We start from the raw sequence: 15,230 nt of genomic DNA, 5'->3' as shown, positions 1-15,230 counted from the left end.
AAATAAGCGAATACGTAAAGGTATTCGACGTTTGCCAAACTAACAAGCAGCGCAGCTTGGCATTCAATCAGATTAAAGCGCTAAGCTTAAGATATCGCGGCTCATGGCAAGGTCGATATTTTCATGTTCACCCAGCGCCACCATACCGTGCTCTTCTAGTTGCGCAATGACAGCATCGACATCTTGCATGCCTAAGTCGTAGTCTATTAGTCGGGTCGGGATCCCCATAGCTTCGAAAAAGTGTTGGGTTTTCGTGATAGCCAGCTCAATTTTTTCATCATTGCTGCCTTGCTCTAAATGCCATACTCGATGCGCAAACTGGAGTAACTTTTCACGCTTAGCCTCTTTTGTTAACCTCAACAAGGAAGGCAGAATAACCGCCAAGGTACGAGCATGATCAATGTCATATAGGGCCGTGAGCTCATGACCTATCATATGTGTCGCCCAATCATGGGGGACACCGCTACCTATGCTGCCATTGAGCGCTGTCGTGGCAACCCACATCAAGTTGGCACGTATGTCATAGTCATCTGGATTAACTAACACCTGAGGGCCTAGTTCTATCAGCGTCTGCAGCAAGCCTTCGGCTATTCTGTCTTGAACAGCAGCATTGACTGGATATGTCAGATATTGCTCGGTAATATGCACGAAAGCATCGACGACACCGTTGGCCACCTGACGCTCGGGTAAAGTATAGGTCTTAGTCGGATCCAATATCGAAAATTGTGGATACACAAGATCGTTACGAAACGGCAGCTTTGCCTTGAGAGATTTACGGGTTACCACACTGGCATTGTTCATCTCGCTGCCTGTAGCTGGCAATGTTAACACTGTACCAAAAGGCATAGCCTGAGTGACATTAGCCCCCCAATTAAGCAAAATATCCCAAGGCTCACCATCAAAAACTGCCGCTGCTGCAACAAACTTAGTCCCGTCAATGACTGAACCACCACCCACAGCCAATAAGAAGTCTATTTGCTCGGTTTTGACCACCTCGACTGCTTGCATTAAAGTTTCGTAGGTGGGGTTAGGCTCAATACCACCAAATTCAAGTAATTCACGTTGACCAAGGGCCTGCTTAACTTCATCTAAGGTACCCGTTTTTTGAGCACTACTACCGCCAAATAACACTAACACTTTGGCATCTTGTGGAACTAACTTATCCAACTCATTTATTTTCCCCTCACCAAAACTGATGCGGGTCGGATTGTAATAGTCAAAATTAAACATGGAATTGCCTCACATTAATCATTTAATTTGAACAAATCTACCGCTTGATACAGCGAAATAGACCAGTCGTCTAGTGTTTATTGAAAAAAATCCCCGCGTACCTAATACAGGCAGGCGGGAGTGGTAAATCGATGAGTATTAAATTTTTAGTGCTATTGACTAAGGCCTAAGAACCAACTTAGTTGTTTCTATCGCCCTATTTAGCGCATCTGAGGGATGGCCCAACTTGTTCATTAAGCTCGCACCTAACCACATGTGATACAGCATTTCGGCTGTAGATTGTGGATCTCTCTTCGCAATAGAGCCATCTTCAACACCCACAGCAATACACACTGTTAAGCGGTGAATAACACTGGCAGAGCCATTGAGCAGCGCAAGGCGCATGGCCTCAGAAAGATCGGCCACTTCGGCGCTAAGTTTAACCACCAGACATTTCTGATCGATACAGCCTTCGATCTGTGCCGTCAGCCATCTTTGCCAGTACGTCATTAATCGGTCATAACCATTCAAGCTAGTATTACCAAATAAAGTATCGAGATCAGACTTATAACCTTCAAAGTATCCTTGGATAAGTGCTTCACCAAATTGCTCTTTCGATTTGAAATAGTGATAAAAAGATCCCTTTGGCACTGCGGAAGCTTGCAATAATTGCGCAAGCCCAACACAAGAAAACCCCTTGGCGGCAATCAGCTGATAGCCAACGTCAAGAATATGCTGACGATTGGATTGAGTGGTAGATTCTGTTTTCATAGGCAGTAAGCCTACGGCAAATTAGACCAGTCGTCTAGTTCTTTTGATATATTTAGTTAATTCAAAGGTGAACAAATACAAGTCCAATCAGAGCAAAATGGGAACTCCCCTTCTGGACAAGAAGCATAAGGTGCAGCATATAATGAGGTACCTAAAAATGCTGATAATATAATTAATGCTGTCGCGGCTTTCTTTATCATAATAAAATCCTATATTTTAGTTTTATACGTCTTTAAAGTAAAAACACTTCGAGTATATTTCATAGAGTTATCAAATATAACTCATAAAAAATGTTGTTTATTCAATCTAGTCAATACTGTGTTCAATACAAGCAACAAGCATTCTCACTATTTCAGTTTAGTTCTTATTCCATAATAACCTGAAGCAGGTTTATTATCACCATTATCGTATTCTACATGGAATATATTCCAACCCATATATTCTACACTATTTGGGTGTGGAATAAATTTGCCCATGCATCGGTCTTTCATTGAGTCATATGTTGCTTCAGAGATATTATACGCATAATAATAAAAGTGGTCTGAACCTGGCATTATATACTCCTTAGACCATGTTCCATCGACGTTAATTAATTCATCATATTCATTTTTTAATGAATAACCATCCATAATAGAGATATCAGCACAATAAATAGTGACATCTTTTTCATTAGCATAAGATGACAGTGGAGCAACACCTAAAAGAAGTGATAGCAATACATTACTTTTAAAAAGATTCATAATTATCCATATATAATCATTGCTCTATATATTACTTAAAGCATATAAATTGAGACTGTTAATAAAATAAAGTGGTGACCCCCCCTTTGTTTACATTTAAATAAAAACACATTAAAGTCTTTGTTGCAACTAAAGCTTTACTAAGTATTATCATTTTACGATAAATAAATACTTTTTTGATTTTATTATCATGCCGATTTTTAAGCCAATCGGTGTAAAGACTTATAACTCTCCACTTTGAAAGTGTCATTATTCTTGCCTTTTTATTAATTTAAACAACAACTGCCTCATTTGCTACCTATCAACTGCAACCACAACTAAAATCACACCCACCCAAAAGAATTAGCACTAGCAACAATTCGGCAACCTAGATAGTCATTTAGGACTAACACTTTAATACTACTTACTTATTATTGATATTATTTATTTGATCAAACATTGATCTAAATCAAAGAACTCCTTAAATTCCACTCCAGAAATTAAATTAGATAGAAGTAAACAAATGAAAATAAAATTTATATCAACTCTGCTCTTTTTGATCAGCTTACATATTTCATCTGCACACGCTGCAACTACTTATGTTTACTGTGCCACTCCTGACGGAAGTGATTGGGATTGGCTTTTAACTAACAATAACGATTATATTTTAATGGAAGGTGTATGGGGAAGGAATACGTATTCTGATGGTACGTACTTTAATTATTTTAGTATCTCAATCGAAAAATATACATTAATAAATTCTATGTGCCCATTAGGTTATGTAGCTCAGCCAGGTGACCGTGACTCTTCATTCTGGGAAGTGTTTTATATTATAGACTATAATGGGAATTTTATTGCAGATGGTAAAAAAAGCGTTATTGGAAGCAACACCTCTCCATCATTTCGATTATAAAAACCAAACGCTTTATAAAAAATAAAATAATGCTCGCATATAACAATAAATCATAACACTAACTAAGATGATAAAAATGAAATTTATATCAAATTTTCTTTTTTTAGTAGCAATTAATACTTCTACTGCATATGCAGAAACAACCTATATATATTGCTCTCAACCCGATGGGAGTAACTGGAACTGGCTAGTTGATAGTTCTAACAACTACGTCCAGGTAACGGGGAAGTGGGGGAGAGAGAGCCTCCCTAACGATCACTATTTTAATTATTTCAGCATTTCAGCATTTCAGAGGAAACTTATCTGACAGTAAGCACACTATGTCCGGCAGGTACTATTGCTCAACCTGGAGATTTTAACTCTTCCTATTGGGAGGTCTTCAAAGATCCCTATGGGATCTATTTTAATTTAGGAATAAAAACTATTTTTGGCCCAGAGATAAGTCATCGCTTATCAAGATTGACTTAATTTATTAATAACCCATTAAAAATAAGAAGTACGCATAGATGAAGCTAAAAAAAATAATCACCTGCCTTACTTTAATATTAAGTAGTCAGTCGTTCGCAGAGACCTATGTCTACTGTGGATTACCCGATGGAAGTGACTGGGAATGGCTTTTAGATGAAAATAATAATTATGTCCCCATTGAGGGGCAATGGGGACGAATAACTGCTGCTAATCATGGTTATTTCAAAGTCTTTAAAGTTCAAGAGTCCACATTTATTGAAAAAACACTAACATGCCCTGAAGGATATATAACTCAACCCGCTGAAAGAAATAGCTCAAAATGGGAAATATTTGAGCTAATAAGACCGGATGGATCATCTTACTTCATTGATGCACACAAAAGTTATTATAATTATCAAAACGGACTATGGAACTTCGACCGTATGTAACATTATTCACCAACCAACTTTTTACACTAAGCGCGTTATGTAACGAGTTGGTTTACTCTGTATAGTCAGTTCATGATTTATACGATGATGAAAAACAAGTTTCAAAGAGTGAATATTTTCAGCTCTAGATTATTGAACCTAAATGAGGCTTAAATAGCATTTTATACCGCTGTTTTGACCCATATCTCTATTGTGCTCTCCTAGCAATAACAGGCTATTAGGTAGAAAATATAACCATAACATCAAAAATATCCTTATCTAGATGATAGTATCGAGCCTCATTAACAACCACACAGCTTGAGCAAAATGGGTCTTAGGATTGCCATAACCCGTTTATCTGATAGTATATGTATATAAACACAGTAATTGAGAGCTACAGCATAAAGCGGGCTTAATTGATTAGATGGGTAAAATAGTGGATAGACTCGATCTTGTTCCTGTAACTGAGCTCAAAGGCGTGGCCAAGAAAATGCTTGAACGTCTAATGAAACTTAATCTAGCTACAGTGCAAGATATCTTGTTTCACCTGCCTCTACGTTACGAAGATCGCACCCAGATCTATCCCATTGCTTCTCTTTATCCCGGCAGTTATGGCACCATAGAAGGCGTGATCCAATCCAGTCAGATCATTCAAGGCCGCAAGCGCATGCTCACGTGTACTGTCAGTGATAATAGTGGTTCGATAACCCTAAGATTTTTCAATTTCTCAGTCGCACAAAAAAATGGGTTAGCCAATGGGGCGCGGATCCGAGCCTACGGAGAAATACGTCGCAGTGCTCATCAAACCGAAATTGTTCATCCCGAATACAAGTTAATCAATGATCACGATCCAGAGCTGCCCAGCGACATTCTGACTCCTGTCTACCCAACGACAGAAGGCCTTAAGCAAGCCAGCTGGATAAAATTAACCGATCAGGCTCTGCTGATGTTAGAAAATGGCGGGCTACAAGAACTTCTCCCTCTGCAGCTTCAACCCAATAACCTCAGCCTTAAAGCAGCCTTACAACTCTTGCATCGCCCCCATAATGACGTCGCACTTTATGAGCTAGAGCAAGGCACACATCCTGCGCAGCAACGGCTTATTCAAGAAGAATTATTGGCTCACAATCTCAGCATGCTGCAACTGCGTCAACGCAGTAATCGCGATAATGCCATTTCAATGCCTGCCACAGGGCAACTACTCAATCCTTTTTTAACCGCGCTGGCGTTTAAACCAACAGGTGCACAACATAGAGTCGGTTTAGACATTGGTAAAGATCTTGAAAAAAATGCCCCGATGATGAGACTTGTTCAGGGAGATGTAGGATCAGGAAAAACCTTGGTCGCCGCACTTGCAGCCCTACAAGCAATTGAAAATGGATATCAAGTGGCCATGATGGCCCCCACAGAACTGCTGGCCGAACAGCATGCCCTTAATTTTAGTCAGTGGTTCGAACCATTAGGATTAAAAGTCGGCTGGCTTGCCGGCAAGCTCAAAGGTAAAGCCAGGGCACAATCGTTAGCCGATATAGAAAGTGGCGACGCTAATATGGTCATTGGCACACATGCTATTTTTCAAAGCAAAGTAAATTTTAATAAATTAGCGCTGATTATCATCGATGAACAACACAGATTTGGTGTCCACCAGCGCCTAGAATTAAGAGAAAAAGGCATTCACCAAGGATTTCATCCTCATCAACTCATCATGACAGCCACGCCAATCCCGCGTACCTTAGCCATGACAGCGTATGCCGATCTTGACACTTCAGTGATCGACGAACTCCCTCCAGGACGCACACCCGTTAGTACAGCTGCAGTCTCTGATGCTCGCCGCAACGAAGTTATCGAACGAGTAAGGTTAGCCGTAACCAATGATGGCAGACAAGTTTATTGGGTTTGCACCCTCATTGATGAATCTGAAGTACTCGAATGTCAGGCTGCTGAAGATACCGCCGCAGAACTCACATTAACCCTAGCAGAACTCAACATAGGCTTAATTCACGGGCGGATGAAGTCTGCAGAAAAACAAGCTGTCATGGCGGAATTTAAATCTGGAAACCTCAATTTACTGGTCGCCACCACAGTCATTGAAGTCGGTGTTGATGTCCCCAACGCCAGCTTAATGATCATCGAAAACCCTGAACGACTAGGTTTAGCACAATTGCATCAATTAAGAGGCCGTGTAGGACGTGGCTCAATCGCCAGCCATTGCCTATTAATGTACAAGGCCCCGCTCTCTCAAATGGCGACAAAACGGTTAGGCGTACTCCGAAAAAGTAATGATGGTTTTATTATCGCTCAAAAAGATCTTGAAATTAGAGGGCCCGGTGAAGTACTCGGCACGAAACAAACTGGGGTTGCCGACATGAAAATAGCCGATCTAATCCGCGATCAAGCGCTTATCCCGCATATTCAAACACTCGCAGTCCATGTGATGCAGCAAGTGCCAGACAATGTCGATGCCATAGTGCACCGCTGGCTCGGTGAGCGAGAGCAATACGTACAAGCTTAATCACCTACCAATATCATTCGTCAGGTTAATTATTTTTTAATTATCACAACTTACCTAGACAAGGGCGTTGATTATTGCACAATGGAGGCTTAGGTCTTACAGCGCATAATTAACACAAATTTAATCGGCCCATTCGCCAAAAGGATGCTAAATGCAAGTTAATCAAGAAGATAGAATAGAACAGCAGGAAAAACCTGCTAGTACTAGTACCATAGCCATCGTCGCTATCGTTGTTTTATTACTCCTATCAGGTGGTGCTTACTACTACTTTAGCGCCAATAATGTCAGCCAAAATGAACGGGTGGACACTGTCGAACTGCCGGACCCCGTTCCAAGTGAGCCTTTAGCAATAAAAGAGCAACCTGACGAACCAATAATAACAGTCGATCCTAAGGTGATTGAAGACGTCGTCATCACTCCTCCTGCCGAGCCTCTACCTGCGTTATCAGATAGCGATCCATTTGTGCACAATAAAACGATTCAAATGGCTAACGATAGCAAAATAGAACCTTATATTGTCGAAAAAAACATCCTCAGACATTTCGTCGTCTTCGTGGATAATTTAGCCCAAGGAGAGCTAGCTCGAAAAGTCAGCCCACTTAAAGCACCAAACCAAGTATTTACCGTTTCAGAAATCACTAACAAAACGTATTTAAACCCTGACAGCTACCACAGATACGATCAATATGCAGACTTCGTTAACAACCTAAATGAAGCACAACTGAAGCAGACTTACCAAGATCTAACTCCACTATTAACAGTAGCATTTGAAGAGTTGGGCTATGGTGATATGAATTTCACTGACCGCATGTTAAAGGCCATCGATGTCATGCTTGACGCCCCTATTACTGATAGCCCAATTGAACTTAATAGTATTAGTGTTAATTATCAATTTGCAGATCCACGACTAGAGTCTCTACCCAATGCGCAAAAGTTACTCATCAGAATGGGACCGGAAAACAGTAAAAAAGTGAAATCGGCATTACGTAAGCTGAAAAAAAGCGTGGAACAATAAATTCAAATCACTTCATTTGCTCTTTAATGTTCTGGGCTAATATGGCCTGTACTGGCTCACTTTCCCACTGGAGGCCCTGTTGGTATAAGGCTTCCAGAGTTTGATTGAGTGTTTTTAGGGCCGCTGAGGTGGTTTTCCACTGGGTTTCTGGCAATACTGCCGACCAGGTTTGTAAATCTTCACGCGCACGTACATTGAAACATTGAGCATTCACTCAAACTGAGTGCAGAGTGCTTCTTTACCGTACAACTCAAGCTCATCGGGCATGACAAAATAGTGATTAACACCACAGACAACCCGAACAGCATTCTGTGACACTGTGGCAGCATCACTGGAAAAGGTGTGCATCATAATAAATGATAAACTCGCACCATAAAGAGCCACCGCTGCTGGCACCCAATATGCTTGACTAGGGATATCTTTCTTTAAAAGATAACGCCTTAAACGCCTGAGATTTCATCATTTCATCTCGAGATAACTCATCTGCATTTAACTGCTGATACAGCTTAAAGCGTCGTTTCCATTTATCTTTTATTTGAAGCTCATCGATATTAATGATGTTATCTGTCATTTGTCTCACTCTAATTTAACAATATTTCAAGGTAATCGAGCTAGCTGTATTTAGTTGTATTTAGTTGTATTGGCCGCATCAATAAATATTGCGCGGGTGCATTTCGTCGATGTAAATCACTGGGGTCATTTGACTGATAAATTTATCAGCGGCCGCTTGAGCTTGTTGTTTTTCGGCTGCGGTAAGTTCAGTAGCTGAGCCATTTTCTATTGCTAGGTCTATATCTAACATGCCGTAATGAGGTGTTGGAAATAACATTTCTTCAATTAAAGACAATTTATATGCCATTAATAAATCGGATTTTTCAATTGAAGTTTTTTTACTCACTAATGCTCCGATTAAAGTAAAGGTAGCACTGTGACTCCCTAGCTGCACTTCTTGATACAAACGTTTGATCGCAGATTCATGGGAGACGATCTCTTTATAAGCACTCTGATTACTATAAAATACCAATTTCCCCGCCGCAGGTAAAAAGTTATTGTTGGCGGCCAAGGTTAATAAATCAACAATCGCTTGTTTTTTCTCTGGGGTGAGGTCTTTATCTTGCTCAAAACGCAGGATGGCGGCATATAAGGGGGAATAGTAACCGGCTTTGGCCGCCTCAGTGATAAGTGTAATGTTAGTGTGATAATCAGCCTCATTACCAAAACGAATGCTGCGCTGATTGGCATAAAAGCTTGCCATCACATCGCCTGTGTCGGCTTTTTTGGCAAATAATTGCGGTGCCTTGTCGTACCACTCCGGGTTACAGATATTGACACCGATATTGGCTTGTTCACAGCGACTGGTGTCGGGGTCGAGTTTGCGGGCCGCGTAGGGGCTGCCCTTGCTGGCGGCTTTATTGAACCACTCACCCGCCTGCGCTGAATTTCTCACTCCAGCGCGCTCAATAGTGACCCCATACCAGAACATGGCAGCTGAATTGCCTTGTTTGGCAAGGGGCAGTAGCTCCTGAGAGGCGATATCTAAGCGGCCACGCTGAAAAGCCAGCACCCCGTTAAACAGTGGGTTATCTGGGGTGATTTGGCTAGCGGCATAAGGGTCTGGGTCTGGGTCTGGGTCTGGATTTGGTTGGCTGTTCTGTGACACTTGTTTAGAAAGCGCCAATAACTCGGTATAGGCCAAGGCGCCAAATTCGGACTCGAGTCGCTCCAGCTTACTGGGCGATAGCCGCCAAATGGCGTAGCAGATAAAGACTAGCAAGGCCACGCCCAGTAGCTTAAGGGCTAGTTTGGTGTATGTAATGGCGCGGCTTTTATATGAAAAAAGTTTAGCGGCTAAACGTTGACGCACTGATAATTTAACCATTGATTCTTTCGTCTTTTGTTTACAACGCTGTCTCTTAAGCCTTTGTGTTGCCGATTTTTGTTTACGCAATGATTTAGGCTGCTGCTTAAGCTCTGGTTGTGTTAACCCTGCATTGTCTAGCAAAATGGTGTCCTTGGTGCTTGTATGTTCAATTTAACTTTCCATGTCATTTGTCTACTTTCTACATTTCACAAGGCAAGGCCAAAAGGGCCAGCCAGCTCTTAATGCTTCACGCTAGCCGCATCAATAAATATTGCGCGGGTGCATTTCGTCGATGTAAATCACTGGGGTCATTTGACTAATAAATTTATCGGCAGCGACTTGAGCTTGTTGTTTTTCGGCATCGGTGAGTTCAGTAGCCGAGCCATTTTTGATGGATAACGCTATCAAATTTCTTCCTACGCGCGAATTTGAGAATAAGGTATTTTCAACTAAAGACAATTTATATGCCTCTTTTAGAACAGACTTCTCAATTGAATCTTTTTTATACAATAATGAGATACTTAATCCTGTCAAGCCACCTTTATGGCCTAAAACAGTTAATTGGCGCTGCCAATTAACTGCGGATTTATCGGAAATCAAATCAAAATATGATGTCAACTTCTCCATCGCCGGTACAAAATTGTGATTAGCCGCCAAGGTTAACAAATCAACAATCGCTTGTTTTTTCTCTGGGGTGAGGTCTTTATCTTGCTCAAAACGCAGGATGGCGGCATATAAGGGGGAATAGTAACCAGCTTTGGCGGCCTCAGTGATAAGTGTAATGTTAGTGTGATAATCAGCCTCATTACCGAAACGAATGCTGCGCTGATTGGCATAAAAGCTGGCCATCACATCGCCTGTGTCGGCTTTTTTGGCAAATAACTCAGGCGCCTTGTCGTACCACTCCGGGTTACAGATGTTTACTCTAATATCAACCATTTCACAGTTACTGGTGTCGGGGTCGAGCTTGCGGGCCGCATAGGGGCTGCCCTTGCTGGCGGCTTTATTGAACCACTCCCCCGCCTGCGCTGAATAATAAATACTCTTACCGGTAGTCACTTCGCCATACCAGAACATGGCCGCCGCATCGCCGGCATCGGCTAAGGGCTTAATAGCCTGCGCCGCCGCGCTATATTGACCGCGCTGATAGGCCAGCACCCCGTTAAACAGTGGATTATCTGGGGTGATTTGGCTGGCAGCATAAGGGTCTGGATTTGGTTGGCTGTTCTGTGACACTTGTTTAGAAAGCGCCAATAACTCGGTGTAGGCCAAGGCGCCAAATTCGGACTCGAGTCGCTCCAGCTTACTGGGCGATAAACGCCAAATGGCGTAGCAGATAAAGACTAGCAAGGCCACGCCCAGTAGCTTAAGGGCTATTTTGGTGTATTTAATGGCGCTTATTTTAAACGCTGATTGCTGAGGCACTTGGTTAACGTTTGCTGCTGTAGGCAAGGGGACATCCTTATAATCTTATTGTTCTTGATGCTAATGTTTTGGCTATTTATGGCCTGTGGTCATCTTACCACGGGCCATATATTGACGATATGGGGTTTAGCCGCCTTAGTGAGCATCGACCGTTTAATCAGCCCGCTCACTCAGACCATTAAATCTGCCAGTTAAAAGGCTGGGCATTTTGCTTGGCGATTTCGGCCTCGACCTTAGCCTTGGCTGTTTGCTTTTCGCTCGTCATGTCGGGGCCGTCGTAATAAGCCAGGTGTTCATACTGACTGACGGTGCCAGCGGTAGTTTTGGTATGGATTTGGTAACGGAAGCCTTTGAGGTTATTACAAAGCGGCTTACAAACAGTATTAAAATCAAATACAGAGGTATTTACTCCAGTTTTAATATCACGTATACCATGCACTTTAACAAACCCTGCCAGCTTAAACCAGTTGGCGATAAAACGTTGCCACTTAACGGCGACGCTGCCTAATGGGGCATTTTTGGCCACGCCCATACGATACAAGGTTTTTTCAAACTGACGACGTTTGTGATCCGTGTCCTTGGTATTCTCAGTACTGGCAACCCAAGCTAACACTTGCATCACCGCTTGTAATTGAATTTGGTTCGTCGCATCAGTTTGGTTCGCTGTAGCATCCCATACTTTGGCTATATTTTCACCTAAAGTGTATTCTTGAGCGTTGATCAAGGTCGCTAACAAGGGCGCTAAGGTTTCTGGGGGGAGATTGTTTACCCATATTCGTATAGGTAATTGATTTAAATTAATTTCATCCTCTTTCATAAGGATTCTTTTTGCAATAAGAGGCGCAAACTCTTGTTGTTGTGAATCTTGATAATACCGACTTAATAAACGCGGCGGCAGCAATATGACATCGGCTAAAGTTAAACCAAGGGCGATGGCCACGGTGAGTTGAGTGTTAAGCTGAGTAAAAAAGTCATTCGTGTCTTTGCTGTCATCACCCAAGATGCGGATGCGACTAAAGCCGCTTTGCTTTAATACGCCCAGTAGAGTGGCGATAAAACTGTCCATGTTATCGGGATTAATGCTAATGGCCACCTTACCGCCGGCCCCTGGGCCACAGACCCATTTTGCTGCGGTGATTAATACCAGGGCGCCACTGTCGTACACCAGCCTAATATATGCCTCGCCACCTATGCCCAAGTTGAGGCTAACACTCCCAGTCACGGCGCCTAAGCTTAACAATGGCATGGCTGGATTTTGACTCACTGGTGGGCGCCAAAAAACCTCGGCACCGAGGCTACCATTGGCTTCTATACCGGCAAAGGCATTGATATTAACCCCTAACTGGGCGGCGCCGTCGAGTACCGGCAAGTAGGAATCGGGTAAATATCTGGCGTCATCCGCCGCGCCGGTATTGGGATTCATTGAGCGCAGCTGATTAAAATCGGCGGGTTTATAGGCGCGGCCTTTAACCCCAATGCCACTGCCGTCTTCTGCCGGGCCAAACTCTAGTTCAGTCCCCAAACTGAAACTGGCGGCGGCCATGCCTGAGACTTTAGCGGTGAGTTTCATGCAGATCATGCCCGCATCGTAAGTGCCGTCATAATGGTTGACACGCTCATCGTTAATGGTTTCATACCATTCATAATTCATATTGAGTGCGTAGCCTTCGACCTGCTGCTTGGCTGTATCGCTAGTGGTGCTACTGACCTCAATTTCGCTATTGGTCTTATTCAGTGGCAACCAAGTTGAAAAGGATAATTGGCCGCTGAGCAAGGTCAAGGCGCAGTCAACTTTGGCACCCGTTGAAAAGACCTTACTCATGCTCAAGGTGTTTAAATCAGGGCTGGGGACACCTAAAGTGCTAGCTGATGTGCTGGTAAAACGCATAAACTGTGCTTGGGCATTGGCCATATAGGCTGAGCCATCATCTGGACCTTTCCCGCCTTGCCAATGATAGCTATCGCTCCAAAAACCTTTATCGTCAAATGTGCTCAACACCTTAGCAAAATTCATGTTACTTAACCCACTCACGCCAGGCTTGCTTAAGTCGTTGAGTATTTTATCTAAACTGGGCGCGTCTGCTGGCACCGACGCGCTTGGGGCGCTGGGCATAGAGACTTGCAGAGTAATGTCTTTAACGTGCCCATTGGCTAACTTAGAGTATTGACCATCTTTAAGGGGCATATACCAATATGGACCACGTAAATAACAGGCCTGACCCTTGTCTTTAGACAGTAAAAAACATTCAACTGGCTCAATGTTGCCCATGTCTGCTTGATTAATAAACTGACCGAGTTTTTTCTGCTTGGTCTTCCACGCATTTTCATCCCATATTAAGGTGTAGCTAGCCTGCTTTTTATGCCTGTTTTTATCGTAATAATCGATGAGGCCTTGTTTGGCACGTTGTTCTGCTTTTTGTTTAAGCTGAGTGATTCGCGCTAATGCTATTTTTTTAATCCATAGGAAAGGTTCAAAATAACCAGGGATAGAGCCGACACCTAAGCTCTTTAATCCAGCTAAATGTTGACTCATTGAGCTGTCAATAATGCTTAACAATGCCATGGTAGGATAATAAGCCCACGACACAAGATAGGCTTGCTCTTTAATTAACTCACTGGCTTTTTTTGTCGCTTTATTTTCAGGTGACAAGGCGTTAATCCCTAGCGCCTTAAATATATTTTTGATGGTATTATAATTTTTATCGTTATCATCAAAAATACTGACCTCACGCCACTCATCATCTTTAACGCCATCAGGCTTAAACTGCCCTTGCACCGTCCCCTCTAGTTCAGCAAGGGTTAAACATTGCTCTTTAACCACATAGCCATCATTATTTAAGCGCATAAGGGGGCGAGTAAAATGGATAAGCTCCATGTTAAGGTACATGGATGAATACCAAATTTTCTGTAACCTTGCTTTGGCAGTGTCGTTATCAAGTTTAAAAAAGTCCGCTTCTTTGCTTGGTCGATTGTCCATGATTTTACGCATGTTTTCAGCAATATTGGTTTGCTTTTCACTGGTAAAATATTGTTGTTTTTGGTCGAAAACAAAATAGGTGCCATCGTCGCTATATTGCTCTTTGGCCGAATTTTCAGCCTTAGATTTAAGATTGTTGAGTTCGTCTTCTAAGAATTCCGCCAGTTTTTTGTTGGTGTCCTCAAGCGCTTTTTTATACTGTCTGGCCTGTGAGTCTGCTGTTTTTAACGCCTCAAAATAATCATCAGGTACGGCCCAAGTCATACCATTCAAGGCACTAATCTGATTATCATCCACTTGCCCATTGATGTTACTGATATAGGGGAAGCCTAAAGGGGTGGTCAGTTTATCAATAATCTCTGCGGTTAATTTGCCTTGATGCACATTGAACACAGTCTGCACTAAAATGAGGGCGCGAAACTTAAACTTATCATCATCAGCCATTAAAAATGACTCATGGGATTTAGACTCAAATTTTGATAGCACTCTAAGGTTATTCAAATTTTGTAGCGTCTGAACTTGATCATCAACCACAATCGCATTGCTCATATGCTCAATTTCGATATCAATTTTATCTAACGCAGCTTGAGTGACCGCAAACCAAGCAGGATTACCAGATAAAGGATGCGCGGGAACATACAAGATATCGACAAATTCAGCTGACTCATTGCTACAGGTCGTCTTTGCACATAATGGAGGAGCATCAACAAGGGGGATCTCCTTTCCAGTGGTGATAGCTTGAGGAACATACTCCTCAGGCACTTTATTCACCGCGTGATTTGGCACATTGATGCTAGCGCCTGCAAAAATTAAATCCACATCTTTGATGTCATCGCTGTTTAGCTTTTGCAGTTCATCAACGGTGGTGTTATAGCGCTTAGCCAGTAAACTTAAACACTCACCCTGAATGATTTTATATTTATTGAGCGTGTCATCCGTAGTTTCATTCATAA

General features: G+C 42.4%; 14 protein-coding genes. 4 read left to right on the top strand and 10 right to left on the bottom strand.

Translation table 11 applies throughout. The features are described from left to right. Positions 1 to 72: 72 nt before the first annotated feature. From HQQ94_RS02975 to HQQ94_RS02960, 4 genes are all read right to left on the bottom strand, one after another. On the bottom strand, positions 73 to 1,230 hold the full coding sequence (locus tag HQQ94_RS02975) for an iron-containing alcohol dehydrogenase (RefSeq protein WP_173293018.1): 1,158 nt from the start codon (positions 1,228 to 1,230) through the stop codon (positions 73 to 75). Between the two features lie 159 nt (positions 1,231 to 1,389). Then, the gene (locus HQQ94_RS02970; protein WP_173293017.1) at positions 1,390 to 1,980 is read right to left on the bottom strand and encodes a TetR/AcrR family transcriptional regulator; all 591 of its coding nucleotides are present in this window, start codon (positions 1,978 to 1,980) and stop codon (positions 1,390 to 1,392) included. Positions 1,981 to 2,036: 56 nt separating this feature from the next. Continuing rightward, positions 2,037 to 2,180 carry a hypothetical protein gene (locus tag HQQ94_RS02965; RefSeq protein WP_173293016.1) on the bottom strand — a complete coding sequence of 48 codons (144 nt, stop codon included), beginning with the start codon at positions 2,178 to 2,180 and terminating at the stop codon, positions 2,037 to 2,039. Positions 2,181 to 2,327: 147 nt separating this feature from the next. Next, a complete protein-coding gene (locus tag HQQ94_RS02960; RefSeq protein ID WP_173293015.1) occupies positions 2,328 to 2,720 on the bottom strand; it encodes a hypothetical protein in 393 nt (130 codons plus the stop codon). Positions 2,721 to 3,222: 502 nt separating this feature from the next. Between HQQ94_RS02960 and HQQ94_RS02955 the strand changes: the two genes are divergently transcribed. The 4 genes from HQQ94_RS02955 to HQQ94_RS02940 all read left to right on the top strand — a co-directional run bounded on the left by HQQ94_RS02955 (position 3,223) and on the right by HQQ94_RS02940 (position 8,014). Then, a complete protein-coding gene (locus HQQ94_RS02955; RefSeq protein ID WP_173293014.1) occupies positions 3,223 to 3,612 on the top strand; it encodes a hypothetical protein in 390 nt (129 codons plus the stop codon). Between the two features lie 506 nt (positions 3,613 to 4,118). Beyond that, positions 4,119 to 4,508 (top strand): hypothetical protein, encoded by a 390-nt coding sequence (locus tag HQQ94_RS02950; protein ID WP_173293013.1) that lies wholly within the window; start codon positions 4,119 to 4,121, stop codon positions 4,506 to 4,508. A 415-nt stretch (positions 4,509 to 4,923) separates the two neighbouring features. Then, the gene (recG, locus tag HQQ94_RS02945) at positions 4,924 to 6,999 is read left to right on the top strand and encodes an ATP-dependent DNA helicase RecG (RefSeq protein ID WP_173293012.1); all 2,076 of its coding nucleotides are present in this window, start codon (positions 4,924 to 4,926) and stop codon (positions 6,997 to 6,999) included. A gap of 151 nt (positions 7,000 to 7,150) precedes the next feature. Beyond that, the gene (locus HQQ94_RS02940; RefSeq protein ID WP_173293011.1) at positions 7,151 to 8,014 is read left to right on the top strand and encodes a DUF3014 domain-containing protein; all 864 of its coding nucleotides are present in this window, start codon (positions 7,151 to 7,153) and stop codon (positions 8,012 to 8,014) included. Between the two features lie 7 nt (positions 8,015 to 8,021). On the opposite strand, the gene HQQ94_RS02935 is transcribed toward HQQ94_RS02940, so the two are convergent. From HQQ94_RS02935 to HQQ94_RS02910, 6 genes are all read right to left on the bottom strand, one after another. Further along, complete coding sequence (locus HQQ94_RS02935) at positions 8,022 to 8,228, bottom strand: hypothetical protein (RefSeq protein WP_173293010.1); 207 nt, start codon at positions 8,226 to 8,228, stop codon at positions 8,022 to 8,024. Beyond that, entirely contained in the window at positions 8,225 to 8,410 is a 186-nt protein-coding gene (locus tag HQQ94_RS02930) for a hypothetical protein (protein ID WP_173293009.1), read from the bottom strand. The genes HQQ94_RS02935 and HQQ94_RS02930 overlap by 4 nt, the downstream gene beginning before the upstream one ends. 13 nt (positions 8,411 to 8,423) lie before the next feature. After that, positions 8,424 to 8,585 carry a hypothetical protein gene (locus HQQ94_RS02925; protein WP_173293008.1) on the bottom strand — a complete coding sequence of 54 codons (162 nt, stop codon included), beginning with the start codon at positions 8,583 to 8,585 and terminating at the stop codon, positions 8,424 to 8,426. Positions 8,586 to 8,663: 78 nt separating this feature from the next. Beyond that, positions 8,664 to 10,016, bottom strand: a complete 1,353-nt coding sequence (locus tag HQQ94_RS02920) for a hypothetical protein (RefSeq protein WP_173293007.1) — start codon at positions 10,014 to 10,016, stop codon at positions 8,664 to 8,666. A gap of 120 nt (positions 10,017 to 10,136) precedes the next feature. Beyond that, complete coding sequence (locus HQQ94_RS02915) at positions 10,137 to 11,327, bottom strand: hypothetical protein (protein ID WP_173293006.1); 1,191 nt, start codon at positions 11,325 to 11,327, stop codon at positions 10,137 to 10,139. A gap of 151 nt (positions 11,328 to 11,478) precedes the next feature. Continuing rightward, positions 11,479 to 15,228 (bottom strand): LysM domain-containing protein, encoded by a 3,750-nt coding sequence (locus HQQ94_RS02910; protein WP_173293005.1) that lies wholly within the window; start codon positions 15,226 to 15,228, stop codon positions 11,479 to 11,481. Positions 15,229 to 15,230 lie beyond the last annotated feature (2 nt).

This window comes from Shewanella sp. VB17 (assembly GCF_013248905.1).
Taxonomy (GTDB): domain Bacteria; phylum Pseudomonadota; class Gammaproteobacteria; order Enterobacterales; family Shewanellaceae; genus Shewanella.
The sequence above is the reverse complement of the archived record's forward strand: the minus strand, read 5'-3'. Positions and strand labels throughout refer to the sequence as shown.